The following is a 26861-nucleotide window of genomic DNA, read 5'->3' as shown; positions in this document are numbered from 1 at the left end:
GGGCGGACGCTATCACAGGCACATCAGAATGACAGGGTTTCCATGGGCGCCCAGTGGCTGAGCGCGGTCCAGTTATCAGGATCGAAGGCGAACCATTGCCCGCCACCGGGTTGGTCCCAGGTGCGGTCGATGGGTCTACCCGCCAGATCGCAATAGAGCAACGTTCCGACGCCGCCGTGTCCGCAAAAGATGATCCGGTCGTCCAGATGGCTGTTCACCGCGCGGCGAACCTCGTCCGCGATGCGAGATTGGGCGTCAATAGCGCGCTCCCAGCCCCGGACGGATTGATGTGGTGTCGCAAAAAAGGCGTCTGCCGTGGCCTCGAATTCCTGCGCTTCTAAGTAGCCAGTGGCAGAGCGGTCGTTTTCATGCATGCCCGGGCGAACAGAGATTGGCGTGCCGAAACGTGCAGCCAAGGGCCATGCTGTTTCCAGCGCCTTGCGTTCGGCACTGGAGATGACCCTGACTGGAAATTGAGGCTGTCGAGCCGCAACGACCGAAGTTCGTTCTGCGCCAATAGGGGACAGCCCCCAATCTGGCACAGGGATGGCCGGATCAATCATGACCTCGGGATGGGTGAGGTAGATCGCGATCCGGCCAGTATGGGTCATTGTGGCATCAGCGCCCAATAGTCGAGGTCAAGCAGGACGTCTGGCTTGTATTTGCCGTTCTCATCCTTCAACTCAAACGGCTCGCCGCCTTTGGTCGCCACCAGTCGCAGGCGGATAGCGCCGACGCCGGGCGCGGGGGTGTCGGCCTTGTCCAACACCTCGGTCCAGGCTTTGACGGTGGTGCCTGCAAAACAGGGGTTGGCGTGCGCACCGCCGTTGAGGCCCACGATCATCTGCGCGTTGGCGAGACCGTTGAACGACAGTGCGCGCGCCATCGAGATCACATGCCCGCCGTAGATCAACCGCCCATCGGGTCGGAAAGTCAGGTCGAAATGCACCTTGGCGGTGTTCTGCCACAGGCGCGTGGCGATCATGTGTTCGGCTTCTTCGATGGTGACGCCGTCAACATGGTCGATGGTTTCGCCAACTTCGTAGTCGCCCCAGCGGTGGGGTTCACCGGCCAGATCGAAGTTGTAGTTGGTGAAGTCCAGACCTGTCGGGATCACAAGCTGGTCGGCAGGGACGACCTTGTTCAAGTCCGGCACAACCGTTTCCGGCGCGGGCGCGTCGAGGTCGTTTTTGCGCACCATCACCCAGCGGACGTATTCCATCACGACCTCGTCGCGCTGGTTCAGGCCACAGGTGCGGACATAGACAACACCGGTCTTGCCGTTGGAATTCTGTTTGAGCCCGATAACCTCGGATTCCGAGCGCAGCGTATCGCCGGGATAGACCGGCAGCAGCCAACGACCCTCGGCATAACCCAGGTTGGCAACAGCGTTCAGCGAGACATCAGGCACAGTTTTGCCGAAAACGACGTGGAACGCAGCCAGATCGTCGATGGGACTGGCGGGCAGACCGCTGGCCTGGGCAAAGGCATCCGAGGAATAAAGCGCGTGGCGCGCCGGATAGAGCGCGTGATAGAGCGCGCGTTCGCCGCCCGAGACGGTGCGCGGCACCGCGTGGGTCAGGATCTGACCAACAGAATAGTCTTCAAAAAAGCGGCCGGGGTTGGTTTTTGCCATCATTGCTGTCCTAGTTTCATCTCGGGCGCATACTCGGCGTCGACCTCTTTGGTGACGGCCTGACCGCAGCGCATGACGTTGTTTGCCTGGTCAAAAGCGTAGGTGGGATCGCCGTAAAGCTCCCACCCTTTGGAAAGCGCCTCGCTGACCTTGTGGCAGAAGGCGGATGTGTCCTCCTCGGTCAGGAGGCGATAGAGTTTGGCCATGGGTTCAGCTCCTTAGCCGGGGAATGGGGAGGGGCCGAGCAGCCCGTGGATATAGCCGATGATGGCCAGCAGCACGATAGAGGCGACAAAAAACATGGCGTCCTTGGCCAGTGTGCCGGGTTCGCCGGGGGTCCAGTCGGGCTCGGATTTGTTGATCACGATGACCTCGACGACAGCCCAAGCAAGCAAGCCACCAAAGAGCACGATGGAGGCCAGATCGCCGTTGACCAGAAGATGTGCGAGCGCCCAGGCCTTGAAGCCAGCCAGCATCGGGTGGCGGACCTTGTTGAGGAGCAGACCCTTTTGGCCGGCGGGGCTCATCATCCAGATGGCGATCAGCACCAGCAGATTGTTGATGTGCACCATAAAGCTGGGCGGAGCCCAAACATAGATGAAGTCAGTGGCGCGGTAGCCAATCACCATCAGCACGATAGAGACGACCAGTGCCAGCGCCACAACACCACGGCCCGCATTGCCCATGGCCGCGCGCTGTGCGGGCATGACCCGCTTAAACAGATGTGGCGCCCACCAAAGGGCTACACCCAAAATCAACAATCCGAAACCCATTGCTCGCTCTCCCGCTAGCTGGTGCGCCCTGTCAGGATGCCAGGGCTGCGATTGCCTCTGCTTTTGCCAGAATTTCCCGGGCAGTGGCAACGTGCAGGTTTTCCACGATCTTGCCGTCGACCACGGCGACGCCCTGACCTGCGGCTTCGGTTTCCTCGAACGCGATAATCTGGCGGCGGGCCAGGTCGATTTCTGCTTCAGAGGGCGCGAAGGCTTCGTTGGTGACATCGACCTGGGCCGGGTGGATCAGGGTTTTACCGTCAAAGCCCATGTCGCGGCCCTGTTCGCATTCCGCACGCAGGCCCTCGTCGTCCTTGAACGCGTTGTAGACGCCATCGACGATGATCAGCCCTTCGGCTTTGGCTGCCAGCAGGCATAGACCCAGCGAGGTCTGCAATGGCAGGCGATCGAGGCGGAAACGGGTTTGCAGCTCTTTCGCCAGATCGTTGGTGCCCATGACAAAGCCCTGCATCCGCGGGTGGGCCGCAATCAACGGCGCGTTCAGCATGCCGCGCGGGGTTTCCATCATCGCCCAGATCGGCAGATCGCCGGTAACAGCGGCCAATGCATCCAGATCATCGGTCGAGCCGACCTTGGGCAGCAGAACCACATCGGCGTCCATGTCTGCCACGGCAGCCGCATCGTCGCGGCCCCAAGGCGTGTCGAAACCGTTGATGCGCACGATCTTGACCCGGTCGCCATAGCCGCCTGCGGCCAGAGCTGCCTTGAGCGTTTCGCGGGCATTTTCTTTTTCATCGACCGACACGGCGTCTTCGAGGTCGAAGATAATCGCGTCCACAGGCAGGGTTTTGGCCTTTTCCAAAGCGCGCTCTTTCGAGCCGGGAATGTAAAGGACCGAGCGGTAAGGGCGTTGGCGTGCGTCCATGGGGGAAACCTCATGCGAAATAATGTTGCGCGGAAAGGGGCATTTTTGGCCGGAAAGTTCAAGAGGGAATCGCCGCGATGCAGCATAATCACGCAGCGTATGCGTCCGTATACCGCGGGAACACCCGGTGCGAACGGTCCGTTAACTTGTTTTCAGCACAGTTGTCGCAGGATTTCCTGCATTGGATCGGAGACGAAACGCCACCAGATCAGAGCACCTGACGACAAGAGCGCCCCCTCCGACACTCGTCAAATCAAGGCCGCTTTGCGGCGGCACCGACGGGAGAAGGTCAACTTCGCAGCAAAGGGGAAATGCCATGATGAAGCAAATGTTCAAACTCACGATGGGATTGGGTGTGATGGTTCTGGCCGCCCAAACCGTCAGCGCCCAAGGGCAGAACTGTGCACCACGTCCGGCGGTTCTGGAACGACTGGCCGAGAAATACGGCGAAACCCGCCAAAGCATTGGATTGGCCGCGCAAGGGTCTGTGGTCGAGGTGTTCGCCTCGCACGACACCGGCAGCTGGACGATCACGGTGACTATGCCAAACGGGCTGACCTGTCTGGTCGCATCGGGGCAGTCGTTCGAAACCCTGGCCGAGGCCCTGCCCGCCAAAGGCAACGACGCCTGACACCTCTCGAGCAGGATCAGGCCAAGGGCCGCTTGCTCTCTTTCCCTCAAAGAGCAAGCGGCCTTTATTTGTCGTTTGAAGTGGTCCACCCACCTTATGGTGAGGAATCAAACCTGAGGCCGACGTTGCGGAGCACGTCGTAGAATCATGGCCTGTTTGCTCTCGGGGTCATAACCGAGTTTTTCATAGAACCCCCGCACACCAAAAGATGTGCCGGTCAACAGCATGATCTTGTAGCACCCTGCCGACCATGCCTGTTCCGCAGCATACTCCATAACCTGACGCCCGATGCCCAGCCCTTGATGCGATTTCAGGGTCACGACATTTTCGATCAGCGCGTATGGTCGCCCACCAAAGGTCATGTTCGGCAAGACATGCAGAGTGACCATTGAAACCGGCACGCCTTCAGATTCAGCCACAACAACTTGCGTCCCGGGATGGGACAGAACTTCGTTTAGTCGGTCACGGCCGATGTCTCCATCCAGCACCTCGATCGTCCCAACCAACTCTTTGTAGAGTGCATGCAATGCCTGAAAATCCGATGAGGTCGCGGCGCGTAGGATCATGTAAGGGCATCCCAGATCAGTTTGCATCCTGTAACCGTTAGCAGGACATAGGTAAGCCCAAAGAACAACCGATCCGAGATCAAATGGTGCGCTTTGACGCCCAGCCAGGCCCCCAACAGCGCAAAGGGGGCGAGCATAAGGTTGGCCAGCGTGGTTTGGAGGGTGAAGAGACCAAGCCAAGCATAGGGGATGAACTTGGCGATGTTGATGACCCAGAACAGCAGGACGGTGGTGGCCTGAAACTGTGTCTTGGTCAGGCGTTGTGACAGGAGATAGACGGCCGCCGGTGGGCCGCCCGCGTGACTGACAAAGCTGGTGAACCCCGCCACGAGCCCGGCCAAAACTCCGGATGAGGCAGCCAAGCGGCCTTGGGCCTCGGGCAACCAGCCCTGACGCCGCATCACCTGCCAGACCACAAAGGCCAGCGAGATACCCCCGATCAACAAACGCAGCACATCGTCATTTGTGACCTGAAACAGCCAGATTCCCAGCAACACCCCAGGCACGCCACCAAGGATCAGCACACGGGCGTCCGGCCAGCTCCACCGTCGCCAATAGGGACGCAGCGTGGCCACATCAATCAACATCAAAAGCGGCAGCATCAGCGCAAGCGCTTGGGTCGGTGTCAGGATAAGAGCCAGAATCGAGGACGATGCAAAGGCAACGCCCGAGCCAAAGCCGCCCTTGGAAATGCCTGCAAACACCGTTGCCGGGATCGCGACTGCGAAAAACAACAAATTGAATTCCAACATTCCTGCGGCCCCGATCACCCTTATTCCATTGAACGTTAGCGCACTCAGACCGGGTGCAACAGCCTGTATGCGATAGCATGCCGCGCCGCAGAACCCTTGCGCGATGACGCATTAGCGACTAGCAAACGCGCGATTTTCATTCGGATCGGAGAACTTTCCAATGGCCAGACCCAAAATCGCACTTATTGGTGCAGGGAACATCGGCGGCACACTTGCGCATCTCGCAGCAGTCAAGGAATTGGGCGACGTTGTCCTCTTTGACATCGCAGACGGCCTGCCCCAAGGCAAGGCGTTGGATATCGCCGAATCCGGCCCGTCGGAAGGCTTTGACGCCGCAATGTCGGGCACCAGCGACTACGCGGACATCGCAGGCGCCGACGTCTGCATCGTGACCGCCGGTGTTGCGCGCAAGCCGGGCATGAGCCGCGACGACCTGCTGGGCATCAACCTGAAGGTGATGAAGTCGGTTGGTGAAGGCATCGCCGCCCACGCCCCCGACGCTTTCGTGATCTGCATCACCAACCCGCTCGACGCGATGGTCTGGGCTTTGCGCGAATTCTCGGGCCTGCCCCACAACAAGGTCTGCGGCATGGCCGGTGTTCTGGATTCGGCGCGCTTCGCTCACTTCCTGTCGGAAGAGTTCGGCGTTTCGATGCGCGACGTGACCGCGTTTGTTCTGGGCGGCCACGGCGACACCATGGTGCCGTCGGTACGTTATTCGACCGTTGCCGGTATCCCGTTGCCCGACCTCGTCGAAATGGGCTGGACCACGCAGGACAAGCTGGACGCCATCGTGCAGCGCACCCGTGACGGCGGCGCCGAGATCGTTGGCCTGCTGAAAACCGGTTCGGCCTACTACGCGCCGGCCACTTCGGCGATCGAAATGGCCGAAGCGTATCTGAAAGATCAGAAACGCGTCCTGCCTTGCGCCGCATATTGCGACGGCGAGTTGGGTGTCAAAGGCATGTATGTTGGTGTGCCAACCGTGATCGGTGCTGGCGGCGTCGAGCGCATTGTCGACATCAAGCTGAACAAAGAAGAGCAAGCCGGTTTCGACAACTCGGTCAACGCCGTCAAAGGCCTGATCGACGCATGCAAAGGCATCGACAGCTCGCTGGCCTGATCGGCAAAGCATCGCGAAATCCAAGAGGCCGGGTGAGATTCACCCGGCCTTTCTCATGTTTCCGCCAGGCTTTTGGAGGTCTCGGGAACCGCCCCATCTGGCGTGGCCACTGCGGCGGTTCTTGCCGACCTGCGGCTCAGGCGATACCACCGTTTGCGCTGATCCGGCAGATCTTCTTGCCAGTTCCCCAAGTACCCGTCGAATGCAGACAATGACATGTCGACTTTCTCGCTTAGCCCCAGTCGTTCAATCGCGCCCAACGGGTCGATCTGTCCGCGGCAGATCAGGCCAAGCATATCAAGACGCTCGATATCATTGGGGTGCAGGGTCTTGAGCATCTGGTGCAGCGTAAACAGGGCGTCGAATTCACCTTCGTTCTCGACCACATAGTGCAGCTGTTCGCCTCGTGGCGTGCCAAACAGACCGTGTTTGCTGACCTTCTGGTTCTGGTTGAAATACAGACGCCGCAGCTTCATGACCCAATGCAACCCTGTCAGACCGTCGTAGTGAAAAACACTTACGCCGACCCCGTCGATGGCTGTCGCACGCCGCTCCATGCTGCTTGATGAACGCGGCGAATGGATACCGGGCAACAACCCCACTCCGGTGCGCATAATGGATTTTCCAGACCCGTGTGCGGGCAATCCGCGGCTCAGGTAAGGTGTGACATCTTCCTTAAAAATCAGTTCCTGCTTGATCCAGCCACGGGGCAAGGGACGGCGCATGACGCCATCAAACAAGTGCCGCTGAGCAACCGTGCTATCGAAGACGCGTTCGACGTTGGGCACGGCGACATAATCCACCCCGTCGGGTACGGCGCCAAGGTATCGAGCCAAATCAACGTCGCTGTGCAGAAACTCGTCGGCGTCCACATGTGCCAACCAGTCGACCTCGGCCCGCCCATAAGCGTTGAATGCGTTTTGGATCTGGCGTTTTTCAGTACTCACCGGTCGGTCGGTGCCAACGGCCTTTAGCCAATAGGCTGCATCACAAACGATGATCTCGCATTTGCGAACGTCGGCCAGGATGTCGCACAGCTCAGGGTTCGGCTGATCCAGAAAAAGATAAACCCGGTGTGCGCCCATCTCGAGGTGGTGCGCGACAAAGGCCACCATCAACGGCGTCGGTTCGGCGCACGTGCAGACCACACCCCAGCTTGCCTTGTCTTTTGGGGGGGATTTGAAAAACACCCGAAAACTCCGCGCACGTGACTGAAAATCCTTAATCGAAGGTTAACTATGGCTCGATTCAGGATCAAGCGCTCGGCAATGGGGCTCTGGTGCTTCAGTGGCGCTGTGACCTTATCGGCACTGTCGAAACCGAATGTTAACTGGTCGGATTCGAACCCTGACACGGAAAGACACAGCGATTCGCAGTGTTGTGATCACACTCATCTGGGGTGTGATCACAAATGCTGAAAATCTTCATCAATTTCCTGTGCCTTGTCAAAAAACCCTTTAACCAAAGGGCATACACACGCCTATATCGTGTCAATCGTAGTCAGACGGGACAGTTTCAAATGAACATCCACGAATACCAGGCCAAGGCCCTTCTTCGCACGTATGGGGCCCCTGTATCGGACGGCCGCGTCGTGCTGAAGGCCGAAGACGCCAAAACCGCAGCAGGCGAGCTGGACGGACCGCTTTGGGTCGTCAAGGCACAGATCCACGCAGGTGGCCGCGGCAAGGGTTCTTTCAAAGAGGCCGACGCCGGTGAAAAAGGCGGCGTGCGCCTGACCAAATCTGTCGAAGAAGCCGCCGAAGAAGCCAAAAAGATGCTGGGCCGCACCCTGGTAACGCATCAGACCGGCCCGGTGGGCAAGCAGGTCAACCGCATCTACATCGAAGCCGGCTCCGGCATCGAGACCGAGCTGTACCTGGCTCTGCTGGTGGATCGCCAGACCTCGCGCATCTCGTTTGTCTGCTCGACCGAGGGTGGCATGGACATCGAAGAGGTGGCCGCAGCAACCCCTGAAAAGATCCTGTCGTTCAGCGTTGATCCCGCGACCGGTTTCCAAGCTTACCACGGCCGCCGCATTGCCTTCTCGCTGGGTCTGACCGGCGCGCAGGTCAAGCAGTGCGTCAAGCTGATGGGTCAGCTGTACCAAGCCTTCGTCGAGAAGGACATGGAGATGCTGGAAATCAACCCGCTGATCGTGACCGACAATGGCGATTTGAAAGTGCTGGACGCCAAGGTCAGCTTTGACGGCAACGCCATGTATCGTCATTCGGACATCGCCGAACTGCGCGACGTGACCGAAGAAGACAGCAAAGAGCTGGAAGCGTCGAAATACGACCTGAACTACATCGCCTTGGACGGTGAAATTGGCTGCATGGTGAACGGCGCAGGTCTGGCGATGGCCACCATGGACATCATCAAACTCTACGGTGCCGAGCCTGCCAACTTCCTCGACGTGGGCGGCGGTGCAACCAAAGAGAAAGTGACCGAAGCGTTCAAGATCATCACCTCGGACCCGAACGTCAAAGGCATCCTGGTGAACATCTTTGGCGGCATCATGCGCTGTGATGTGATTGCCGAGGGCGTTGTCGCCGCGGTGAAAGAGGTCGGCCTGCAGGTTCCGCTGGTTGTGCGCCTTGAAGGCACCAACGTGGAAGCCGGCAAAGAGATCATCAACACCTCTGGCCTGGACGTGATCGCAGCCGACAACCTGTCGGACGGCGCCGAAAAGATCGTGAAAGCTGTCAAAGGCTAATCCTTGGGGTGGGTGCCAGCCCACCTTTCCCCAAAGCAAGTATTCTAAGGAGAACGCCAAATGGCAGTCCTCATCGACGAAAACACCAAAGTCATCTGTCAGGGCCTGACCGGCTCGCAGGGGACATTCCACTCTGAACAGGCCATCGCTTATGGCACCAAGATGGTTGGCGGCGTGACGCCCGGCAAAGGCGGCTCCGAGCACCTTGGCCTGCCCGTCTTCAACTCGGTACACGAAGCCAAACACGTGACCGAAGCGAACGCCTCGGTGATCTATGTTCCGCCCCCCTTCGCAGCGGACTCGATCCTCGAAGCGATTGATGCCGAGATGGAGCTGATCGTCTGCATCACCGAAGGCATCCCGGTTCTGGACATGATGAAGGTGCAGCGCGCCCTCGAAGGGTCCGCAAGCCGTCTGATCGGCCCGAACTGCCCCGGTGTCATCACGCCGGATGCCTGCAAAATCGGCATCATGCCCGGCCACATCCACAAGCGTGGCTCGGTCGGCGTTGTGTCGCGTTCGGGTACCCTGACGTATGAAGCAGTGAAACAGACCTCGGACATCGGCCTGGGCCAGTCCACGGCCGTTGGCATCGGCGGCGACCCTATCAAGGGCACCGAGCACATCGACGTGCTGGACATGTTCCTGGACGATGACGAAACCCAGTCGATAATCATGATCGGTGAGATCGGTGGTTCCGCGGAAGAAGAAGCCGCCGAATTCCTGGCCGGCGAGCGCAAGAAAGGCCGCTGGAAGCCGACCGCTGGTTTTATCGCGGGCCGCACGGCCCCTCCGGGCCGCCGCATGGGTCACGCCGGTGCGATCGTTGCCGGTGGCAAAGGTGGTGCCGAAGACAAGATCGAAGCCATGAAATCGGCTGGCATCGTGGTCGCCGACAGCCCTGCCGGTCTGGGCGAGGCTGTGCTGAAGGCCATCGGCTAAGCAAGTTATCGGCTCCGGCGCTTACGCCGGGGCCGAATTTTCCAAAGGGCGAGGCACATGACGTTCAACCAAGCTGTCAAAACGTGTTTCTCAAATTTCCTCACGTTCTCGGGGCGCGCGTCGCGGCCTGAGTATTGGTTTTTCTTCCTCTTCATCGTGATCTGGAACGTGATCGCTGGGATCATCGACTGGCAGATGTTCACTCAGGTCGTCGAAACCGAAGTGGATGGCGTCAAGACCGTCACCGCCACCTCGAGCCAGCCGGTGCAAAGCCTGGTTGGTCTTATCGTTTTCTTGCCCCACCTCGCCGTCGCCTGGCGGCGGATGCATGACACTGGTCGCAGCGGGATTTACGCCCTGCTCCCGATCCTGCTGATTGTGGGCGCCTTTGCCGTGCTGTTCTTTGGCATTGGCATTGCGTCGAGTTTTGCCGCAGGCGGCTCTCTCGACATTCTCTTTACCCGCGCCACGCTGTTGGTGCTGGTTCCGACGATGCTTGTGCTCATCGTCTCTCCGCTGCTGGTTCTGTGGTGGCTCACCCGCCCCAGCCAGCCCGGCACAAACCAATACGGTCCCAACCCAACAGAGGTACAATCATGACCGAACATACACCCAATGACGTGTTCCACGCCTCAAGCTTTATGCAGGGGCACAATGCCGAGTATCTGGAGCAGCTGTATGCTCAATACGCAAATGACCCGAACGCGGTGGATGCCGCCTGGGCCGAGTTCTTTCGTCAGATGGGTGACACGGAACTGGACGTAAAGGCCGAGGCCGCTGGCCCGTCCTGGGCGCGTCCCGATTGGCCGCCGATGCCGGATGGTGATCTGATGGGTGCGCTGACTGGGGAATGGCCTGCTGGCGAGACGCAGGCCGCTGGCAAGAAGATCAAAGACAAGGCCGAAAAAGCGGGCGTCGAGGTGAGCGACGACCAGATCAAGCGCGCCGTGCTGGATTCGATCCGCGCCCTGATGATCATCCGTGCCTATCGTATCCGGGGCCATCTGGTGGCCGATCTGGACCCGCTTGGCATGCGTGCGGGAACGCCGCACCCCGAGTTGGACCCCAAGACATACGGTTTCACCGACGCCGACATGGATCGCCCGATCTTTATCGACAATGTGTTGGGGCTTCAGGTCGCCTCGATGCGGCAGATCGTCGAGATTGTGAAACGGACATACTGCGGCACCTTTGCGCTGCAATACATGCACATCTCGAACCCCGAAGAGGCCGCCTGGCTGAAAGAGCGGATCGAGGGGTTTGGCAAGGAAATCTCGTTCACGCGCGAAGGGCGCAAGGCGATCCTGAACAAGATGGTCGAGGCCGAAGGGTTCGAGAAGTTCCTGCATGTGAAATACATGGGCACCAAGCGGTTTGGCCTGGACGGTGGCGAAAGCCTGATCCCGGCGATGGAGCAGATCATCAAGCGCGGCGGTGCTTTGGGCCTGCAAGACATCGTGGTCGGCATGCCGCACCGTGGTCGCCTGAACATTCTGGCCAACGTGATGGCCAAGCCCTATCGCGCCATCTTCAACGAATTCCAGGGCGGCAGCTTCAAGCCAGAGGATGTGGATGGGTCGGGCGATGTGAAATATCACCTAGGCGCCTCGTCGGATCGCGAATTTGACGGCAACTCGGTGCACCTGTCACTGACCGCCAACCCCTCGCACCTCGAGGCGGTGAACCCGGTGGTTCTTGGCAAGGTGCGTGCCAAGCAGGATCAGTTGAACGACACCGACCGCACCAAGGTCATGGCAATCCTGCTGCATGGCGATGCGGCCTTTGCCGGTCAGGGTGTTGTGGCCGAAGGGTTCGGCCTTTCGGGTCTGCGCGGTCACAAGACCGGCGGCACAATGCACATCGTGGTCAACAACCAGATCGGGTTTACCACGGCACCGCACTTTAGCCGCTCGTCCCCTTATCCCACGGACATCGCCCTGATGGTCGAGGCGCCGATTTTCCACGTGAACGGCGACGATCCCGAGGCGGTTGTGCATGCGGCCAAGGTGGCGACAGAATTCCGCCAGAAGTTCCACAAGGACGTGGTCATCGATATCTTCTGCTACCGCCGGTTTGGTCACAACGAGGGCGACGAGCCCATGTTCACCAACCCGATCATGTACAAGAAGATCAAGACGCATAAGACCACGCTGTCTCTGTACACCGAACGTCTGGTCAAGGACGGGCTGATCCCCGAGGGTGAGATCGAGGACATGAAGGCGGCGTTCCAGGCGCATCTGAACGATGAGTTCGAGGCCGGGAAGGACTATAAGCCCAACAAGGCCGACTGGCTGGACGGGCGCTGGTCGCACCTGGACAAGAACAAGGACGAATATGTTCGTGGCGAAACTTCGATTTCCCCCGAAACACTGGCCGAGGTCGGAGCATCGCTGAGCAGCGTTCCTGATGGGTTCCCAATGCACAAGACCGTAGGCCGCCTGCTGGATGCCAAAAAGAAGATGTTCGACACGGGTGAAGGCTTCGACTGGGCAACCGGTGAGGCGCTGGCCTTTGGCTCGCTTTTGACCGAAGGCTACCCCGTACGCCTGTCGGGACAGGATGCGACGCGCGGCACCTTCTCGCAGCGCCATTCGGGCATCGTGAACCAGGAAACAGAAGAGCGCTATTACCCGCTCAACAACATCCGCGCCGGTCAGTCGCAATACGAAGTCATCGACTCGATGCTGTCGGAATATGCGGTGCTGGGTTTCGAGTATGGCTTTTCGCTGGCCGAACCCAACGCGCTGACCCTGTGGGAGGCGCAGTTTGGTGACTTTGCCAACGGCGCGCAGATCATGTTCGACCAGTTCATCAGCTCGGGCGAGAGCAAATGGCTGCGGATGTCCGGTCTGGTCACCCTGCTGCCGCATGGGTTCGAAGGCCAAGGCCCCGAGCACTCGTCTGCGCGTCTGGAACGCTTCTTGCAGATGTGCGGTCAGGACAACTGGATCGTGGCAAACTGTACGACGCCTGCGAACTACTTCCACATCCTGCGCCGTCAGCTGCACCGCACCTTCCGCAAGCCGTTGATCCTAGTGACGCCCAAATCGCTGCTGCGCCACAAGCTGGCGATCAGCACGGCCGAGGATTTCACTACCGGATCTAGCTTTCACCGGGTGCTGTGGGATGACGCACAAAAGGGCAATTCGGACACCAAACTGGTATCGGATGACAAGATCAAGCGGGTCGTCATGTGCTCGGGCAAGGTCTACTATGACCTGCTCGAAGAGCGCGACGCCCGTGGCATCGATGACGTCTATCTGCTGCGGATCGAGCAGTATTATCCGTTCCCGGCGCATTCGCTGATCAACGAACTGGAGCGCTTCAAGGGTGCCGAGGTGATCTGGTGCCAGGAAGAGCCCAAGAACCAGGGCGCCTGGTCGTTCATCGAGCCCAACATCGAATGGGTGCTGACCCGGATCAAAGCCAAGTACACACGGCCGCGTTATGTCGGCCGCGCCACATCGGCCTCGCCTGCGACAGGCCTGGCCAGCCAACACAAAGCCCAACAAGAAGCGCTCGTTAACGAAGCGCTGAGCATCGAAGGAAACTAAAGCATGACAACCGAAGTTCGTGTCCCCACGCTTGGCGAATCCGTGACCGAGGCCACCGTGGCCACCTGGTTCAAGAAACCCGGCGACGCCGTTGCAGTGGACGAGATGCTTTGTGAGCTGGAAACCGACAAGGTTACCGTAGAGGTGCCTGCACCCGCCGCTGGTGTGATGGGTGAGATCGTGGCTGCCGAAGGCGACACCGTTGGCGTCAACGCGCTCTTGGCCACCATTACCGCTGGCGAAGGCGTTGCCCCGGCCCCGGCAGCTGCTCCAGCCGAAGCGCCTGCTGCATCTGGCGGCGATAGCGTCGATGTCATGGTGCCCACGCTGGGGGAGTCCGTGACCGAAGCAACCGTGTCGACATGGTTCAAGGCCGTGGGGGATACTGTCGCACAGGACGAAATGCTGTGTGAGCTGGAGACCGATAAGGTGTCCGTCGAAGTGCCCGCGCCTGCAGCAGGAGTTTTGGCCGAAATCACCGCACCCGAAGGTTCCACCGTGGACGCATCCGCCAAACTGGGAGTGATTTCTTCGTCGGGCGCGGTTTCTGCGGCTCCGTCTGCACCGGCTGCAGCTCCGGCCGCGGCATCGGGCAAAGATGTGGCCAATGCACCGTCGGCTGAAAAGGCGATGGCCGAAGCAGGCATCAGCGCCGCTGCCGTGACCGGCACTGGCCGCGATGGTCGCATCATGAAGGACGACGTGGCGCGTGCCGTTGCGGCGGGGGCCACAGCCCCAGCGCCTGCGGCGGCTGTGCCCGCCCCCGCTGCCCAAGCACCCCGCGCTCCGGTATCAGCAGATGATGCCGCACGCGAGGAGCGGGTCAAAATGACCCGCCTGCGTCAGACCATTGCCAAGCGCCTGAAGGACAGCCAAAACACCGCCGCCATGCTGACCACCTATAACGAGGTGGACATGACCGAGGTGATGGCCCTGCGCAACCAGTACAAAGGTGAATTTGAAAAGAAGCACGGCGTGCGTCTGGGCTTTATGTCGTTCTTCACCAAGGCCTGCTGTCACGCCCTGAAAGAAGTGCCCGAGGTCAACGCCGAGATCGACGGCACCGACATCGTCTACAAGAACTTTGTCCACATGGGCGTGGCCGCCGGCACCCCGACCGGCCTGGTGGTTCCGGTCATTCGCGACGCAGACGCGATGTCCTTTGCAGCTATCGAAAAAGCGATCGCTGAAAAGGGTAAACGCGCCCGTGACGGCAAGCTGTCGATGGCAGAAATGCAGGGCGGAACCTTCACCATCTCGAACGGCGGCGTCTATGGCTCGCTGATGTCCTCACCGATCCTGAACCCGCCGCAGTCCGGCATCCTGGGCATGCACAAGATCCAAGACCGTCCGATGGCGATCAATGGTGAAGTGGTGATCCGCCCGATGATGTATCTGGCGCTCAGCTATGACCACCGCATCGTCGACGGCAAAGGCGCCGTGACCTTTTTGGTGCGCGTCAAAGAAGCGCTGGAAGATCCGCGTCGTTTGTTGATGGATCTGTAATCATTGAAACTTGAAAGGTTAGAGGTAGATCCATTCTGCCTCTAACCAGATCAAAAATTGGGAAGCGCATTGAAGACGAGTGATCTGGCTGCGGTGTTGGAACGCCGGTACAAAAAAGCCGCCGACAAAGAAACAGCGGTTTCGATTCACCTGTTTGGGATCGAATTTGCGAGTGAGCTTGCAAACCACCGCATCGAAGACATCTGCAAGTCAGCGGAAATTCCTGAAAGCTACGCTACTGAAATCCGCAAAGGGATGAATTTGGCAAAGTATGTCACGTTGAAGGACCAATGACCCCCGAACTCCTCACTCTCACTCTCGCTGCCCTGCTTTGGGGCGTGCAATTCTTTCTCTACCTTGCCTCTGGTCACGGCTCGGTCGATCTGAATGCTGCCATGGGGCCGCGGGATGTGCCGTTTGACCGGCCCACGATCTGCGCGCGGATGCATCGGGCTCTGAGCAACCATACCGAGGGGCTGGTGCTCTATGCCATCGCCGCTGGGGTGATCACTCTCACTGACCAATCCACCGCCGTCACCGCCACCTGTGCCTGGGTCTATCTGGCCGCGCGGGTGCTTTATGTCCCGGCCTATGCCTTTGGTTGGACCCCGGGCCGCACCTTGATCTGGATGGCAGGGTTCTTTGCCACCATGGCCATGCTTGTGGCGGCCATGATATGACCTTTCATCTTTTCCCAAATACTCCGGGAGAGGCCCAACGGGCCGGGCGCAGCGCCCACTCTTGCCCCTCGGCGCTTTTCGGTTTCTTGAGCCGGATCAAAGCGCCCTCATGTCGTTTCGCTAAACCCTGTCGAAACGGATGAAAGGGACAACAACGATGGCAACACATGTACTCTGGCAAGCTGACGTGGCTGACTTCGACGCCTGGCTGACCGTATTCCGGCAGGACAAACCCAACCGAAAAGCTGCAGGCATCACCGATCTGAACGTTTGGAGCGACCCGGATCAGAAAAACCACGCCGTGGCGCTGTTTGCGATCACGGACCTGGACAAAGCCCGTGCGTTTTTCGGCTCGGAAGAGCTGGCGATGCATCTTGAACGTGACGGGGTCACTCATATCTCGATCAAACTGTTGACCCCGGTCTGATCACCCATCCACTATCCCTGAACCCGCGCCTGACAAGGCACATCCGGGGCCAAAAAAGGAAAACAGCCCATGTCCCAATATGACGTCATCATCATCGGCGCAGGCCCCGGCGGCTACGTCAGCGCCATCCGCTGTGCTCAGCTGGGCCTGAAAACCGCTGTGGTCGAAGGGCGCGAGACCCTAGGCGGCACTTGTCTGAACGTGGGCTGCATCCCGTCCAAGGCGCTGCTGCACGCGACCCATATGCTGCATGAGGCCGAGCACAACTTTGCGGACATGGGCCTGAAGGGTAAGACCCCGTCGGTCGATTGGCCACAGATGAAAAGCTACAAATCGGACGTGGTTGGCCAGAACACCGGCGGCATCGAGTTTCTGTTCAAGAAGAACAAGATCGACTGGATCAAGGGCTGGGCGTCGATCCCGGCGGCAGGCAAGGTGCAGGTTGGCGACGACATGCACGAGGCCAAGAACATTGTGATCGCCTCGGGCTCGGTGCCCTCGTCCCTGCCGGGGGTTGAGATTGACGAAAAGATCGTCGTGACCTCGACCGGGGCGCTGGAGCTGCCGAAAGTGCCGAAAAAGATGGTCGTGATCGGTGCTGGCGTGATCGGGCTGGAGCTGGGTTCGGTCTATGCGCGCCTGGGGTCCGAGGTGACCGTGGTGGAATACATGGACGCGGTCTGCCCCGGTATGGACAAGGATGTGCAGCGCACGTTCAAGCGGATCCTGGAAAAGCAGGGCCTCAAGTTCATCATGGGCGCCGCTGTTCAGGGGGTCGAGACCACCAAATCCAAAGCCAAGGTCAAGTACCAGCCCAAGAAGGGTGGCGACGAAGAGGTGATCGACGCCGATGTGGTTCTGGTCGCCACCGGCCGCAAACCCTATGCCGAGGGGCTGGGTCTGGATGCGCTTGGCGTCAAGATGACCGAGCGTGGGCAGATCGCGACAGACGCCCAGTGGCGCACCAACGTGCCGGGCGTCTATGCCATCGGCGACGTGATCGAAGGCCCAATGCTGGCGCATAAGGCCGAGGACGAGGGCATGGCCGTCGCCGAGGTGATTGCGGGCAAACATGGCCACGTGAACTATGGCGTGATCCCCGGTGTCGTTTACACCACACCTGAGGTGGCCACCGTCGGCGCGACCGAGGATGCGCTGAAAGCTGAAGGTCGCAAGGTGAAGGTCGGCAAGTTTAACTTCATGGGCAACGCGCGTGCCAAAGCCGTGCATCAGGGCGAAGGCTTTGCCAAGATCATCGTGGACGCGGAAACTGATCGCGTGCTGGGCGCCGCCATCATCGGCCCTGCAGCGGGCGACATGATCCATGAGATCTGTGTTGCGATGGAATTTGGTGCATCCGCCGAGGATATCGCACTGACCTGCCACGCACACCCGACCTACTCCGAGGCCGTGCGCGAAGCGGCCCTCGCTTGTGGCGACGGTCCTATCCACGCCTGATTTATTTGGCCCCGGCGGTTTCAGGCTGCCGGGGTCAGCCACGCGTTCAGATAGACCTCGAGCCTGTCTGAAAAGTTCTGTGCGCTGTGCAGGGCGCAGTATTTCAATGACATGGATTGAATCGCAAAGGCCTGCACGCCTTCGGCCAGCAGCTCGGGCGTGATGTCCGTGCGGGTATCGACGTTTTCCATCCAAGCCTCGACCATGCGGAAATATCTCTCAAAGCAGTATGCAATTGGGCCAATCTCGGCGACGGCAGCGGCGCCGGAATAGCGGATGATCAGATCGAAAACATAGCGTTCTGACGTCATGAACTGATGTACAGGCTCTAGCGCATCGATCAAGTCGGGCACGGTCTTTGGCGTGCCGTGGTCTTCGGCCCGGCTCAAACAGGCGTTCAGTTTTTCACCGATCAGGATTTCCATCAGCGCGTCCTTGTCGCGGAAATGCGCAAAGAACGTACCCTTGGCGACACCGGCGGCCTGAACAACCTCCTCGACCCTCAGGGCCTCATATCCACCCTTGGCGATCACCTCTTCAGAGGCGGCGATCAGCTTGGCGCGGGTTTTCAGTGTTCGTTTTTGAATTGTCTTCTGCATAAGGCTGAATCGCACATTTTTTGACCGCGGTCAAATTTTTTATTGACCGCGGTCATTTTCTGGTTCAATTTATTGACCATGGTCATTTTTGGAGATTCCCGATGCAACCCAAGAAAATTCTCGTCCTTGACGGACACCCCGCCGAAAGCAGCCTGTCGCGTACCTTTGCGCAAACCTATGGCGACGCCGCCCGCGACAAGGGGCACGACGTTCGTTTTGTTCATCTGAGCGATTTGGACTTTGATCACGACTTTGGTCAGGGCAATTATCACGACTTCAAGCCGCTGGAGCCTGTGCTGGAACAGGTGCTGCAAGATATCGAGTGGAGCGATCATCTGGTCCTGACCACACCCATGTGGTGGGGCGGTTTGCCGGCCAAGCTGAAAGGTCTGATTGATCGGATGTTCATTCCGGGCCGCACCTTTGACACCCGAAAGACCACGCTGGCCGGGTTGCCTGCCCCGATGCTGACCGGGCGCACGGCGCGGGTTATCCTGACGTCGGATACGCCAGGCTGGTTCATGCGGTTGGTCTATCGTCAGGCGCTCATCCGACAGATGCGCGGGCAGATCCTGGGCTTTGTCGGTTTCAAGCCAACCCGGTTCACCTATTTTGCAGGCGCAAGCGCGCCGAAACCCGGTCGCGTGGACCGCTGGATATCGCAGGTGTCAAAGATCGGTGCGGCAGCGGTTTGACCGCTGCCTCTACCACATCGTCGCCGCAGCGCGCGCGCCCCATTCGGCGTCATAACGCTCGCCGCCTTCTTCGCCATTGCTGACCTCGGCCAGGATCTGGCCGACGGTCGGCAATCCGGCGCTTTGATCGCCATCGGCCCAGGTGCCTGCCCGCATCAGGGCGCGGGCACACTGCGTGTAGATTTCGGCGATTTCGATCACGATGACGGTGGCGGGGTGTTTACCCCTTTGTTCGAACCGGTGACGCAGCCCCTCGTCCGCAGTCAGTCGCGCTTTTCCGTTCACGCGAACCACATTGTTCGATCCGGGGACGACAAACATCAGCGCGACACGCGGATCGCGCACGATGTTGCGTAGGCTGTCGAGGCGGTTGTTGCCACGCCAGTCAGGCATGGCCAGCGTGCCCGGGTCCAGTTCCAGCACCGCCGGGCCATCATCCCCGCGCGGGCTGCCATCGGTACCTTCGGGTCCAACGGTGCTGAGCACGCAAAGTTTCGAAGTCATGATCCACTTGCGATAAAGTGGGGTCATCCGCCGGGCCACCTTGCGCGTCGCGGCGGCCCCCGGCGTGCCATAATGCGCCTCTAACTCGTTTATGTCGTCAATGTACTGCATCGGGATCAAACCCCACTTCGCGCATCAATTCATTCGATCTGGTCTCGATCGACGTTTCCAGGTGTTTCATGAAGGTATTCTTCGCCACACCCGGTTCGATCGGATCAAGAAATTCAACGATTGCCAGCCCTGGCTTGCGCAGGATACCGGTGCGGGGCCAAAAGACACCCACATTGGCGGCCACGGGAACACAAGGATCGCCTAGACCCTCATAAAGGACGGCAGTGCCAACTTTATACGGTTTCTGCGCGCCTGGGGCGACGCGGGTGCCCTGCGGGTAGATCACCAACTGTCCGGGCTCTTCGAACTCGGCCGCAACATCCTTGACCATCTTGGAAATCGCCGCGCCCTTTTTACCGCGATTGACCGGGATACAACCCAGGCGTTTGGCATATAGGCCGATAACCGGCGTCCACAGCAGCTCGCGCTTCATGATGAACTTGCCATGGGGGATGGCGTTGAAAATCAGCAAGATGTCAAAAAACGACTGATGCTTGGCCGCGATCAAGACCTGCTCGGTGGGCGGGGTGCCGCGCACCTCGGATCGGATGCCTACCATCCAGCGCGCCATCCAGATCGTGGTTCGGGCATAGGTCTTGCACGCGTTGAGCGCACCGCGCTTTGTGACGATGGCATAGGGCAGAAACAAAATGCCCAGGATCACCATCCACGCGTAGATCACGATCATAAAGATCAGCGAACGCAGCCATTGAAACGCTGTGGCCATCAAGTCAGCTCCTTGAGAGTTCTATGGGCCGCGGCCCAGGTGGCGGCAAAGGCAACAGCCGCACCCATGATTGGTACGGCCAGCGGCAAGAGCCAGCCCACACCGCGAAAACCAAGGCCGGTCAGGAACCCGCCCTCTTGCGAGGCCTCGGGCAAGAGCAACACGCCACCCATCCCGAGCACGACGCCAACACTGGACCCGATCAAGGCGCGCAGCGTGAAGCGGCGCACAAAGGCGCTTGCGATAAACCGGTCTCGGGCCCCAACAAGGCGCAGCACCTCGATCACCTGGGCATTGGCGGCCAAAGCTGCATTGGCGGCCAGCGTGATCATCGCCGCCGTGGCACCACCGATCAACAAGATCGACACCAAAGCCAAACGGCGCAGCGATGTTGCCGCTGCCACCAGTGGATCGCGCCAACGCGTGTGATCGTCCAGGACTGCGCCGGGGACCTCGGCGCTCAGACGCAGGCGTAGGCCCGCTTGGTCGTAGCCCTCGTCGGTTTCCCTCACCTCGATCAGCTGCGGCACCGGCAGTGTGTCGATGGGCAGGTTCGGCCCGAACCAGGGCGACAACAGTGCAGTTTGTTCTTCGGCGGTCAGGGCACGCGCCTCGGCCACGCCGGGGGTTTGGCGCAAGATCTCGAGCGCCATCATCGTTTGATCGGCCATCTGGTCGGCGGGGGCGTTGATCCGCAGTGTCGCCGAGCGCGCAAGCTCATCCGCCCATCTGTCGGCCAAGCGACCCGAGGCCAGCGACAAGGCCAGCGCAAAGACCGCCAAGAACGCCATCGCACCCGACACGAACAGGGTCAGCCGGGCGGTAAAGCCAGTGGGGGGAACGACGCGGTCGGCCTGTTTGTCGCCCATCAACAGGCTGCGGATGGTCCCGGCGCTCATAGGTCTGCTCCTGCCAATTGCAGGCGGCGGTTCGAGATCCGCAACACCCGGGCCTGCACCTGGCTTTTGGCGGCGCGGATCAGGCCCAGATCATGGCTGGCGATCAGCACCGTCTTGCCCATGCGGTTCAACTCGACCAGCAGCTGCAGCAGCCGCTGCGACATCTCCCAATCGACATTGCCCGTGGGCTCGTCTGCGATCACCACGTCCGGCGACATGATCACAGCACGCGCCAGCGCGGCGCGTTGGCGCTCCCCACCCGACAGCTCAGGCGGCAGCGCATCGGCACGAGGGGCCAGCCCCACCCATTTCATCAATTCCCGCAGGTTTTCTTCTTCACCGTTCAGGTCCTTGCCTGACACCAGAAGCGGCAGCGCGATGTTTTCGCTCAGCGGCAGGTGATCCAGAAAGCGGCAATCCTGATGCACAACGCCGATCCGGCGGCGCATGAGGGCCATCTGATCCCGGTCCAGCTTGCGCATGTCCTCATCAAAGACACGCACTTGACCCGCAGTGGGTTGCAGCGCGCCATAACACAGCTTGAGAAGGGTGGTTTTTCCCGCCCCTGATGGGCCGGTCAGGAAATGGAACGACCCCGGTGCCAATTGAACCGAGACATCGCCCAGCAACTCGCCGCCGCCATAGCTGTAGCCGACATTATCCAGCTCGATCAAATCTGCCCCCTGACGCTTATGTGCGTTCTTGTGCCCCAGCCGCCGAGCAGTTTCAATGCCCCCAACCGAGTCCGCAAGGTGACACTTGGTTTCATCTGATCAGAACGCCCTTTCCGAAAACAGCTTAACGGCATATGATCGCTCCAAAAATAACGACTGACCAGTCATGGTCCGGGAGGCAGCATGCGTCTTACATGTCCGAACTGCGGTGCCCAATACGAGGTGCCCGCCGAGGTGATCCCTGCGGAAGGGCGTGATGTGCAGTGTTCGAACTGTGGTGACACCTGGTTTCAGGCGCACCCTGACGCAGAAGCTGTGCACGAGGCCGAACCCGAACAGCAGATCCCCGACCCCGAGCCTGATGACCTGCGCGCGGCACTGACCGGGCAGGAACGCCCCGAACCAGAGCCCGAGTTGCAGTCTGAACCAGAACCGGAACCGGAGTACACCCAAGAGGTCTATGACGACGAACAGGATGACGCCTTCGATGACGACATACCTGCGCCCGAGATGGATGAACCGCAAGGGCGCGGTGTCGATCCAGCGGTTGCCAGCATCCTGAAGGAAGAGGCCGCGCGCGAAGCGGAACTTCGCGCGGGGGACGTCGATGGCTTGGAAAGCCAGCCCGATCTGGGCCTGGATGACCTACCCGGAGATGAATCCACGCGTCGTGCCAAAGAGGCTCGGGACCGTATGGCCGTTATGAAGGGCGAGGATCCGACCAAGACCGACACCCCGACGGAAGGGTCTTCACGCCGAGGGTTGCTGCCGGACATCGAAGAGATCAATTCGACCCTGCGTAGTGGCGGAGATCCTACAGACAGCACCGCAACTGCTGTGGCACCGGGACCCGCCAAACGAAAGCGCAAAGGCGGTTTTATGCGCGGGTTGGCCGTTGCGATTCTGTTCGGAGCCTTGTTGGCGTTGATCTATGTGAACGCGCCGCAGATCGCCCAAAGCGTTCCTCAGGCAGATCCGATGCTCAGCGCCTATGTCGCTCTGGTGGATCAGGCACGGGTGTGGCTGGACGCGCAAGTGGCGGGTTTCGCGGCCCAGCAGTAAATTCCGTTCAAAACCGCTCGAGCAGACGTTTGAGGTATTCCAGTTCAGCTTCGGGCCGTTCTCCTTCGCCCGCGCGGCGGCGGATTTCGTCCAACAGCTCGCGCGCGCGGCGATAGACGTCGTCGCCTTGCAACAGGTTTTCGTCGCTGGAAATCGAGCCATTCGACCCCTGCTGACGACCCAGCGGATCACGGTTCTGGGCGCGCATATCGCCCTCTTCACTTCCCTGGCCCGGTTGCGACTGATTCTGCTGCGCCATGGCCTCCCCCAGCGAACGCATGCCTTCGCGCAGGGCTTCCATCGCTTCAGATTGTTGATCGATGGCCTCGGCCATATCGTTCTGGCGCAGCGCGTCTTCGGCGTTTTCCATTGCCTCGCCCGCACGGCCCAGTGACTCGCGCGCGGCGTCGCCTTCGGGTGTCCCTGCTCCTGGCAGATTGTCCTGCTGGCGTTGCAATTCGTTGCGCAGCGCTTGCTGACGATCAGCCAGTGTACCCTGGTCCCCGGCACCAGGTTGTCCCTGTTGTGCTTGCCGGTCGCCACTGCCCTGGCCCTGACCTTGCTGGCCTTCGTGGCTTTGCCCGCGACCTTGCCCGCCATTACGGCCTTCGTTCTGTTGGCTTTGACCGGACTGACCGCCTTGATTGAACTGCTCCTGCAAGTCGCGGAAGGCCTGATCGCTGAGGCCCTGCTGATTGCGCAGGGTTTCAGCCAAGCCTTCCATTGCCTGCTGGCCCTCGGACTGACCCTGACCCTGTTGGCCCTGGGCCATCTGCATGTTTTCCATCATCTCCTGGAACTCACGCAGGGCTTGTTCGGCTTCAGCCATACGGCCCTGTTCCATCAGCTCCTGGATCCGGTCCATCATGCGCTGCAGGTCGTCCTGATTCATCGTCATCTGGTTTTCGGACTGCTGCTGACCTTGCTGATTTTGCTGCCCTTCGTTTTGAGCCTGGCGCTGAAGCTGCCGCAGGTAATCCTCGGTCGCCTCGCGCAGCTCTTGCATCAATTCGGCAATTTCCTGATCCGAGGCACCGTTCTTCATCGCTTCGGCAAGCCGCTCACGGGCCTCGCGCAGACGCTCCAGCGCATCTCCCAAGGTGCCGTCCTCGATCATCACGGCCACGTCCCACAGGGATTGCGCGATCTCATCGCGCTGCTCAGAGCGCAGGCCAAATTCGGTGAATGTCTCGAGCCGCCGTAAGGTGAACCTCAGGCGAAGGTAAACCGTTTCCGAACGGAACACATCTTGGGGCCGGTGCGAAATGGCGCGTATAAGCTGCGAGACACGTTTGGCGTTGTCGCGCGTCCAGAGCAGATCGCGACGCTGTTCGATAATCGCCGCCGCCAGCGGATCAAAGAAACGCCGTCCAGGCAGCGACGCACCATAGGGCATCGCTTCGCCCGTGTTGCCCTTGGCATCATCGGCCATCAGCGTAATCTTCACCGGCAGGTTGGCCCAGGGATGGGTCGAGAAGTCTTCGATGAAGTCCTCGGTAAACATGCGTCTGTCGCCCGCAATGGGCATAGGCAGGTCTACAATCAACGCCTCACGCGGTTCAGGGTCGGCGGACAAGCCATAGCGGCGATCAACACCTGCAAGATCCAGCTCTATGCGCGCCGTGCCCGAGGTCACGCCGTAGTCGTCGCTCGCCGTAAACGGCAGGCTCATCTGGCCACCTGCTTCGGCCTCGATCACGCCCGCAACCGAGATTTGCGGGGCCTCATCACGGACCATGTCGACCGTCCAAGTATTGCCGCCAGGGCCATCAATCTGCACAGCGCCGGATTGGATAACGATCAGGTCGTGGGATGTTGCTTGGGTTTCGGCCGGGGTTTCGTCCTCGACCGGTGCGCCGGTCACCGTTTCGGTCAACCCAAGCGCGCCAACCTCACCATAAAAGCGCAGGGTGATCCTGCTGCCCTCTGGGACTTGCAGTGTCTCTTGGTTCAGATCATTGAGGTAAAGCGACGGCAGACCGGTATAGCGCGGCGGTTCGACCCACCCCTCCCACGAGGGGCCATTGACCAAGGCGTCGCCACCCGGAGTCAGTTCGGTCACGGATTTCACATGCCAGATCGAGCCAAAGAGCGCCCCCACCGTCACCAACAACAAAGCAGCATAGCGCAGCGCAAAGGGATCGCGGTCGGCCAACCTCAGGTTCGGTTTCACAGGCTCGGCCTGTGCCGCACGGTCGGACATGCGTTTCTGGTGCGCCTGCCACAACGCGACCGAGGCAGGGTCAGAGGCCCCGATTGTCTGCGCATCGGTCAGCGCCTGAATGGGCCGCCCTGGCAGCGAGGCGTCGAGCCGTGCCAGCGCGTCCTGTCGCGATGGCCAATGGAACCGGCGTGCGCCCCAGATCAAGGCAATCAGGGCCGCGATCAAAGTGACCGAGGCCGCCGTCCAGACACCTTCGATCGGGACCATGTCGTGCAGCCCCAACAAGAGGGCCGCCAGCGCAGTCATGACGATGGAAAAGAGCGGCCAGAAGGCGCGCAAAACCTGCTCGGCAACCATGCCCACATGCGTTGCCAGCAGGGACAAACGCGGGATGGGCAGACGCACGGGCGGTTTGGCGGTCAACAGATCACTCCTAACGGCCCGCGCAGGTTTGCGTCAGAGCCACTCGGGTATGGTATCGCGGTTTATGATTTCGTCAAAGGTTGGACGTGGGCGAATAACCGCGAATTGATCACCATTCACCAAAACTTCGGGGATCAGGGGGCGGGTGTTGTATTCGCTGGACATGACCGCACCATAAGCTCCGGCACTGCGAAACGCGATCAGGTCACCCGATTTGAGGGGCGGCATGTTGCGTTGCTTGGCAAAGGTGTCGCCAGATTCGCAGACGGGACCCACGATGTCATAGGGCTGCATCTCGGTCCCCGGTGCGGGTTCGTTCACGGCGACGATGTCGTGATGCGCCTCATACATCGCAGGGCGGATCAGGTCGTTCATCGCCGCGTCCACAATCAGAAAGTCACGCCCTTCGCCCGACTTCACATAGATTACGTCCGATACCAACAAACCCGCGTTGCCCGCGATCAGGCGACCCGGCTCGATCTCGATCTCGCAGCCCAGATGGCCCAGGGTGTCCTTGATCAATTTGCCGTATTCCACTGGCAGCGGCGGCGCCTCGTTCGAGCGGGTATAGGGGATACCCAAGCCGCCCCCCAGATCGAGCCGACGGATGTTGTGCCCCTCGCTGCGCAGTTGTTCGGTCAGTTCGGCCACTTTCTCGTACGCCAGGCGAAAGGGTTCCAACTCGGTCAATTGCGAGCCGATGTGGACGTCGATGCCAATGACCTCAAGCCCCGGCAGCGCGGCGGCATGGGCATAAACCTCGGACGCGCGCGAAATCGGGATACCAAACTTGTTCTCGGACTTTCCGGTCGCGATCTTGGCATGGGTCTTGGCGTCAACATCCGGGTTCACGCGGATGGTGATCGGGGCCACCAACCCCAGATCGAGGGCGACAGCGTTGATCACGTCCATCTCTGGCTCGGATTCGACGTTGAACTGCCGGATGCCATCGGTCAGCGCAGTGCGGATTTCGCGAGCCGTCTTGCCAACGCCCGAAAAGACGATCTTGTCACCCGGCACACCAGCGGCGCGGGCGCGACGGTATTCACCTTCAGACACAACATCCATGCCAGCCCCGGCCTGTGCCAGCGTGCGCAGGATCGCCTGATTGCTGGCTGCTTTCATCGCGTAGCATACAAGGTGATCGGTGCCTTCCAGCGCATCATCAAACAGCTGGAAATGGCGCAGCAGCGTGGCCGTCGAATAGACATAAAACGGCGTTCCGACCGCAGCGGCGATTTCGGAAACCGGAACATCCTCGGCGTAAAGCGCGCCGTCGCGGTAAAGAAAGTGATCCATGGGTTCGCGATTAGACCGAAACGGGCCAACGGATCAATTGCAAACCTGAAGATTGCC

At 60.1% G+C, this 26861-nt stretch carries 28 protein-coding genes; 13 read left to right on the top strand and 15 right to left on the bottom strand.

What is annotated here, in order from left to right:
• Positions 1 to 23: 23 nt before the first annotated feature.
• The 5 genes from TRM7615_RS06725 to TRM7615_RS06705 are packed head-to-tail and all read right to left on the bottom strand — an operon-like array spanning position 24 to position 3295.
• On the bottom strand, positions 24 to 611 hold the full coding sequence (locus TRM7615_RS06725; protein ID WP_108786140.1) for a histidine phosphatase family protein: 588 nt from the start codon (positions 609 to 611) through the stop codon (positions 24 to 26).
• Positions 608 to 1636, bottom strand: coding sequence for a MaoC family dehydratase (locus tag TRM7615_RS06720; protein ID WP_108786478.1), 1029 nt, complete (start codon positions 1634 to 1636; stop codon positions 608 to 610). Before TRM7615_RS06720 ends, TRM7615_RS06725 begins: the two co-directional genes overlap by 4 nt.
• Positions 1636 to 1842: a DUF1737 domain-containing protein gene (locus TRM7615_RS06715; protein WP_108786139.1), complete on the bottom strand. Its 207-nt coding sequence runs from the start codon at positions 1840 to 1842 to the stop codon at positions 1636 to 1638. Before TRM7615_RS06715 ends, TRM7615_RS06720 begins: the two co-directional genes overlap by 1 nt.
• A 12-nt stretch (positions 1843 to 1854) precedes the next feature.
• Complete coding sequence (locus TRM7615_RS06710; protein WP_108786138.1) at positions 1855 to 2409, bottom strand: NnrU family protein; 555 nt, start codon at positions 2407 to 2409, stop codon at positions 1855 to 1857.
• Between the two features lie 31 nt (positions 2410 to 2440).
• Entirely contained in the window at positions 2441 to 3295 is an 855-nt protein-coding gene (locus TRM7615_RS06705; protein ID WP_108786137.1) for an HpcH/HpaI aldolase/citrate lyase family protein, read from the bottom strand.
• A gap of 316 nt (positions 3296 to 3611) precedes the next feature.
• Between TRM7615_RS06705 and TRM7615_RS06700 the strand changes: the two genes are divergently transcribed.
• On the top strand, positions 3612 to 3926 hold the full coding sequence (locus tag TRM7615_RS06700; protein WP_108786136.1) for a hypothetical protein: 315 nt from the start codon (positions 3612 to 3614) through the stop codon (positions 3924 to 3926).
• A 107-nt stretch (positions 3927 to 4033) separates the two neighbouring features.
• Here TRM7615_RS06700 and TRM7615_RS06695 read toward each other — a convergent pair whose 3' ends face one another.
• Both TRM7615_RS06695 and TRM7615_RS06690 read right to left on the bottom strand, forming a co-directional pair.
• Positions 4034 to 4492: a GNAT family N-acetyltransferase gene (locus TRM7615_RS06695; RefSeq protein WP_165821382.1), complete on the bottom strand. Its 459-nt coding sequence runs from the start codon at positions 4490 to 4492 to the stop codon at positions 4034 to 4036.
• A complete protein-coding gene (locus TRM7615_RS06690) occupies positions 4489 to 5244 on the bottom strand; it encodes a sulfite exporter TauE/SafE family protein (protein WP_108786134.1) in 756 nt (251 codons plus the stop codon). The genes TRM7615_RS06695 and TRM7615_RS06690 overlap by 4 nt, the downstream gene beginning before the upstream one ends.
• Before the next feature lie 160 nt (positions 5245 to 5404).
• Between TRM7615_RS06690 and mdh the strand changes: the two genes are divergently transcribed.
• Positions 5405 to 6367 (top strand): malate dehydrogenase, encoded by a 963-nt coding sequence (gene mdh, locus TRM7615_RS06685; RefSeq protein WP_108786133.1) that lies wholly within the window; start codon positions 5405 to 5407, stop codon positions 6365 to 6367.
• A gap of 53 nt (positions 6368 to 6420) precedes the next feature.
• On the opposite strand, the gene TRM7615_RS06680 is transcribed toward mdh, so the two are convergent.
• Entirely contained in the window at positions 6421 to 7557 is a 1137-nt protein-coding gene (locus TRM7615_RS06680) for a glycosyltransferase family 2 protein (protein ID WP_108786132.1), read from the bottom strand.
• Between the two features lie 329 nt (positions 7558 to 7886).
• On the opposite strand from TRM7615_RS06680, the gene sucC reads away from it, so the two are divergent.
• From sucC to lpdA, 9 genes are all read left to right on the top strand, one after another.
• On the top strand, positions 7887 to 9080 hold the full coding sequence (gene sucC, locus TRM7615_RS06675; protein WP_108786131.1) for an ADP-forming succinate--CoA ligase subunit beta: 1194 nt from the start codon (positions 7887 to 7889) through the stop codon (positions 9078 to 9080).
• Positions 9081 to 9140: 60 nt separating this feature from the next.
• On the top strand, positions 9141 to 10022 hold the full coding sequence (gene sucD / locus TRM7615_RS06670; protein WP_108786130.1) for a succinate--CoA ligase subunit alpha: 882 nt from the start codon (positions 9141 to 9143) through the stop codon (positions 10020 to 10022).
• Positions 10023 to 10079: 57 nt separating this feature from the next.
• Complete coding sequence (locus TRM7615_RS06665; protein ID WP_108786129.1) at positions 10080 to 10622, top strand: DUF805 domain-containing protein; 543 nt, start codon at positions 10080 to 10082, stop codon at positions 10620 to 10622.
• Positions 10619 to 13576 (top strand): 2-oxoglutarate dehydrogenase E1 component, encoded by a 2958-nt coding sequence (locus TRM7615_RS06660; RefSeq protein ID WP_108786128.1) that lies wholly within the window; start codon positions 10619 to 10621, stop codon positions 13574 to 13576. The genes TRM7615_RS06665 and TRM7615_RS06660 overlap by 4 nt, the downstream gene beginning before the upstream one ends.
• A gap of 3 nt (positions 13577 to 13579) precedes the next feature.
• On the top strand, positions 13580 to 15082 hold the full coding sequence (gene odhB / locus TRM7615_RS06655; protein WP_108786127.1) for a 2-oxoglutarate dehydrogenase complex dihydrolipoyllysine-residue succinyltransferase: 1503 nt from the start codon (positions 13580 to 13582) through the stop codon (positions 15080 to 15082).
• Positions 15083 to 15151: 69 nt separating this feature from the next.
• Positions 15152 to 15376: an HTH-like domain-containing protein gene (locus TRM7615_RS06650; protein ID WP_108786126.1), complete on the top strand. Its 225-nt coding sequence runs from the start codon at positions 15152 to 15154 to the stop codon at positions 15374 to 15376.
• Positions 15373 to 15762 carry an MAPEG family protein gene (locus tag TRM7615_RS06645; protein ID WP_108786125.1) on the top strand — a complete coding sequence of 130 codons (390 nt, stop codon included), beginning with the start codon at positions 15373 to 15375 and terminating at the stop codon, positions 15760 to 15762. The genes TRM7615_RS06650 and TRM7615_RS06645 overlap by 4 nt, the downstream gene beginning before the upstream one ends.
• A 157-nt stretch (positions 15763 to 15919) precedes the next feature.
• Positions 15920 to 16189 carry a hypothetical protein gene (locus tag TRM7615_RS06640; protein ID WP_108786124.1) on the top strand — a complete coding sequence of 90 codons (270 nt, stop codon included), beginning with the start codon at positions 15920 to 15922 and terminating at the stop codon, positions 16187 to 16189.
• 69 nt (positions 16190 to 16258) lie between these two features.
• Positions 16259 to 17647: a dihydrolipoyl dehydrogenase gene (lpdA, locus tag TRM7615_RS06635; protein ID WP_108786123.1), complete on the top strand. Its 1389-nt coding sequence runs from the start codon at positions 16259 to 16261 to the stop codon at positions 17645 to 17647.
• Between the two features lie 20 nt (positions 17648 to 17667).
• Here lpdA and TRM7615_RS06630 read toward each other — a convergent pair whose 3' ends face one another.
• Positions 17668 to 18246 carry a TetR/AcrR family transcriptional regulator gene (locus tag TRM7615_RS06630; protein ID WP_108786122.1) on the bottom strand — a complete coding sequence of 193 codons (579 nt, stop codon included), beginning with the start codon at positions 18244 to 18246 and terminating at the stop codon, positions 17668 to 17670.
• A gap of 101 nt (positions 18247 to 18347) precedes the next feature.
• Here TRM7615_RS06630 and TRM7615_RS06625 point away from each other — a divergent pair, with 101 nt between their 5' ends.
• The gene (locus TRM7615_RS06625; protein WP_108786477.1) at positions 18348 to 18941 is read left to right on the top strand and encodes an NAD(P)H-dependent oxidoreductase; all 594 of its coding nucleotides are present in this window, start codon (positions 18348 to 18350) and stop codon (positions 18939 to 18941) included.
• Positions 18942 to 18950: 9 nt separating this feature from the next.
• Here the strand turns inward: TRM7615_RS06625 and TRM7615_RS06620 are convergent, their stop codons facing one another.
• The 4 genes from TRM7615_RS06620 to TRM7615_RS06605 are packed head-to-tail and all read right to left on the bottom strand — an operon-like array spanning position 18951 to position 21856.
• Positions 18951 to 19556, bottom strand: coding sequence for a pyridoxamine 5'-phosphate oxidase family protein (locus TRM7615_RS06620; protein ID WP_108786121.1), 606 nt, complete (start codon positions 19554 to 19556; stop codon positions 18951 to 18953).
• Positions 19543 to 20283 (bottom strand): lysophospholipid acyltransferase family protein, encoded by a 741-nt coding sequence (locus tag TRM7615_RS06615; RefSeq protein WP_108786120.1) that lies wholly within the window; start codon positions 20281 to 20283, stop codon positions 19543 to 19545. The genes TRM7615_RS06620 and TRM7615_RS06615 overlap by 14 nt, the downstream gene beginning before the upstream one ends.
• Complete coding sequence (locus TRM7615_RS06610) at positions 20283 to 21182, bottom strand: cell division protein FtsX (RefSeq protein WP_108786119.1); 900 nt, start codon at positions 21180 to 21182, stop codon at positions 20283 to 20285. The genes TRM7615_RS06615 and TRM7615_RS06610 overlap by 1 nt, the downstream gene beginning before the upstream one ends.
• A complete protein-coding gene (locus TRM7615_RS06605) occupies positions 21179 to 21856 on the bottom strand; it encodes a cell division ATP-binding protein FtsE (RefSeq protein ID WP_108786118.1) in 678 nt (225 codons plus the stop codon). Before TRM7615_RS06605 ends, TRM7615_RS06610 begins: the two co-directional genes overlap by 4 nt.
• 183 nt (positions 21857 to 22039) lie before the next feature.
• On the opposite strand from TRM7615_RS06605, the gene TRM7615_RS06600 reads away from it, so the two are divergent.
• The gene (locus TRM7615_RS06600; RefSeq protein ID WP_108786117.1) at positions 22040 to 22918 is read left to right on the top strand and encodes a zinc-ribbon domain-containing protein; all 879 of its coding nucleotides are present in this window, start codon (positions 22040 to 22042) and stop codon (positions 22916 to 22918) included.
• Between the two features lie 7 nt (positions 22919 to 22925).
• On the opposite strand, the gene TRM7615_RS06595 is transcribed toward TRM7615_RS06600, so the two are convergent.
• A complete protein-coding gene (locus TRM7615_RS06595; protein WP_108786476.1) occupies positions 22926 to 25439 on the bottom strand; it encodes a TIGR02302 family protein in 2514 nt (837 codons plus the stop codon).
• Positions 25440 to 25538: 99 nt separating this feature from the next.
• A complete protein-coding gene (gene lysA, locus TRM7615_RS06590) occupies positions 25539 to 26804 on the bottom strand; it encodes a diaminopimelate decarboxylase (RefSeq protein WP_108786116.1) in 1266 nt (421 codons plus the stop codon).
• Positions 26805 to 26861 lie beyond the last annotated feature (57 nt).

The organism is Falsiruegeria mediterranea M17 (genome assembly GCF_900302455.1).
Taxonomy (GTDB): domain Bacteria; phylum Pseudomonadota; class Alphaproteobacteria; order Rhodobacterales; family Rhodobacteraceae; genus Falsiruegeria; species Falsiruegeria mediterranea.
The sequence above is the reverse complement of the archived record's forward strand: the minus strand, read 5'-3'. Positions and strand labels throughout refer to the sequence as shown.

What these genes read in the sequence shown, in the direction of transcription:
- TRM7615_RS06625 (WP_108786477.1), top strand. Translation starts at nt 18,348, where the DNA reads ATGCAACCCAAGAAAATTCTCGTCCTTGACGGACACCCCGCCGAAAGC.
- TRM7615_RS06640 (WP_108786124.1), top strand. Translation starts at nt 15,920, where the DNA reads ATGGCAACACATGTACTCTGGCAAGCTGACGTGGCTGACTTCGACGCC.
- TRM7615_RS06690 (WP_108786134.1), bottom strand. Translation starts at nt 5,244, where the DNA reads ATGTTGGAATTCAATTTGTTGTTTTTCGCAGTCGCGATCCCGGCAACG.
- TRM7615_RS06715 (WP_108786139.1), bottom strand. Translation starts at nt 1,842, where the DNA reads ATGGCCAAACTCTATCGCCTCCTGACCGAGGAGGACACATCCGCCTTC.
- TRM7615_RS06700 (WP_108786136.1), top strand. Translation starts at nt 3,612, where the DNA reads ATGATGAAGCAAATGTTCAAACTCACGATGGGATTGGGTGTGATGGTT.
- TRM7615_RS06620 (WP_108786121.1), bottom strand. Translation starts at nt 19,556, where the DNA reads ATGCAGTACATTGACGACATAAACGAGTTAGAGGCGCATTATGGCACG.
- TRM7615_RS06630 (WP_108786122.1), bottom strand. Translation starts at nt 18,246, where the DNA reads ATGCAGAAGACAATTCAAAAACGAACACTGAAAACCCGCGCCAAGCTG.
- odhB (WP_108786127.1), top strand. Translation starts at nt 13,580, where the DNA reads ATGACAACCGAAGTTCGTGTCCCCACGCTTGGCGAATCCGTGACCGAG.
- TRM7615_RS06660 (WP_108786128.1), top strand. Translation starts at nt 10,619, where the DNA reads ATGACCGAACATACACCCAATGACGTGTTCCACGCCTCAAGCTTTATG.
- TRM7615_RS06615 (WP_108786120.1), bottom strand. Translation starts at nt 20,283, where the DNA reads ATGGCCACAGCGTTTCAATGGCTGCGTTCGCTGATCTTTATGATCGTG.
- lpdA (WP_108786123.1), top strand. Translation starts at nt 16,259, where the DNA reads ATGTCCCAATATGACGTCATCATCATCGGCGCAGGCCCCGGCGGCTAC.
- lysA (WP_108786116.1), bottom strand. Translation starts at nt 26,804, where the DNA reads ATGGATCACTTTCTTTACCGCGACGGCGCGCTTTACGCCGAGGATGTT.
- TRM7615_RS06645 (WP_108786125.1), top strand. Translation starts at nt 15,373, where the DNA reads ATGACCCCCGAACTCCTCACTCTCACTCTCGCTGCCCTGCTTTGGGGC.
- mdh (WP_108786133.1), top strand. Translation starts at nt 5,405, where the DNA reads ATGGCCAGACCCAAAATCGCACTTATTGGTGCAGGGAACATCGGCGGC.
- TRM7615_RS06610 (WP_108786119.1), bottom strand. Translation starts at nt 21,182, where the DNA reads ATGAGCGCCGGGACCATCCGCAGCCTGTTGATGGGCGACAAACAGGCC.
- TRM7615_RS06710 (WP_108786138.1), bottom strand. Translation starts at nt 2,409, where the DNA reads ATGGGTTTCGGATTGTTGATTTTGGGTGTAGCCCTTTGGTGGGCGCCA.
- TRM7615_RS06695 (WP_165821382.1), bottom strand. Translation starts at nt 4,492, where the DNA reads ATGATCCTACGCGCCGCGACCTCATCGGATTTTCAGGCATTGCATGCA.
- sucD (WP_108786130.1), top strand. Translation starts at nt 9,141, where the DNA reads ATGGCAGTCCTCATCGACGAAAACACCAAAGTCATCTGTCAGGGCCTG.
- TRM7615_RS06725 (WP_108786140.1), bottom strand. Translation starts at nt 611, where the DNA reads ATGACCCATACTGGCCGGATCGCGATCTACCTCACCCATCCCGAGGTC.
- TRM7615_RS06720 (WP_108786478.1), bottom strand. Translation starts at nt 1,636, where the DNA reads ATGGCAAAAACCAACCCCGGCCGCTTTTTTGAAGACTATTCTGTTGGT.
- sucC (WP_108786131.1), top strand. Translation starts at nt 7,887, where the DNA reads ATGAACATCCACGAATACCAGGCCAAGGCCCTTCTTCGCACGTATGGG.
- TRM7615_RS06705 (WP_108786137.1), bottom strand. Translation starts at nt 3,295, where the DNA reads ATGGACGCACGCCAACGCCCTTACCGCTCGGTCCTTTACATTCCCGGC.
- TRM7615_RS06595 (WP_108786476.1), bottom strand. Translation starts at nt 25,439, where the DNA reads ATGGTTGCCGAGCAGGTTTTGCGCGCCTTCTGGCCGCTCTTTTCCATC.
- TRM7615_RS06600 (WP_108786117.1), top strand. Translation starts at nt 22,040, where the DNA reads ATGCGTCTTACATGTCCGAACTGCGGTGCCCAATACGAGGTGCCCGCC.
- TRM7615_RS06665 (WP_108786129.1), top strand. Translation starts at nt 10,080, where the DNA reads ATGACGTTCAACCAAGCTGTCAAAACGTGTTTCTCAAATTTCCTCACG.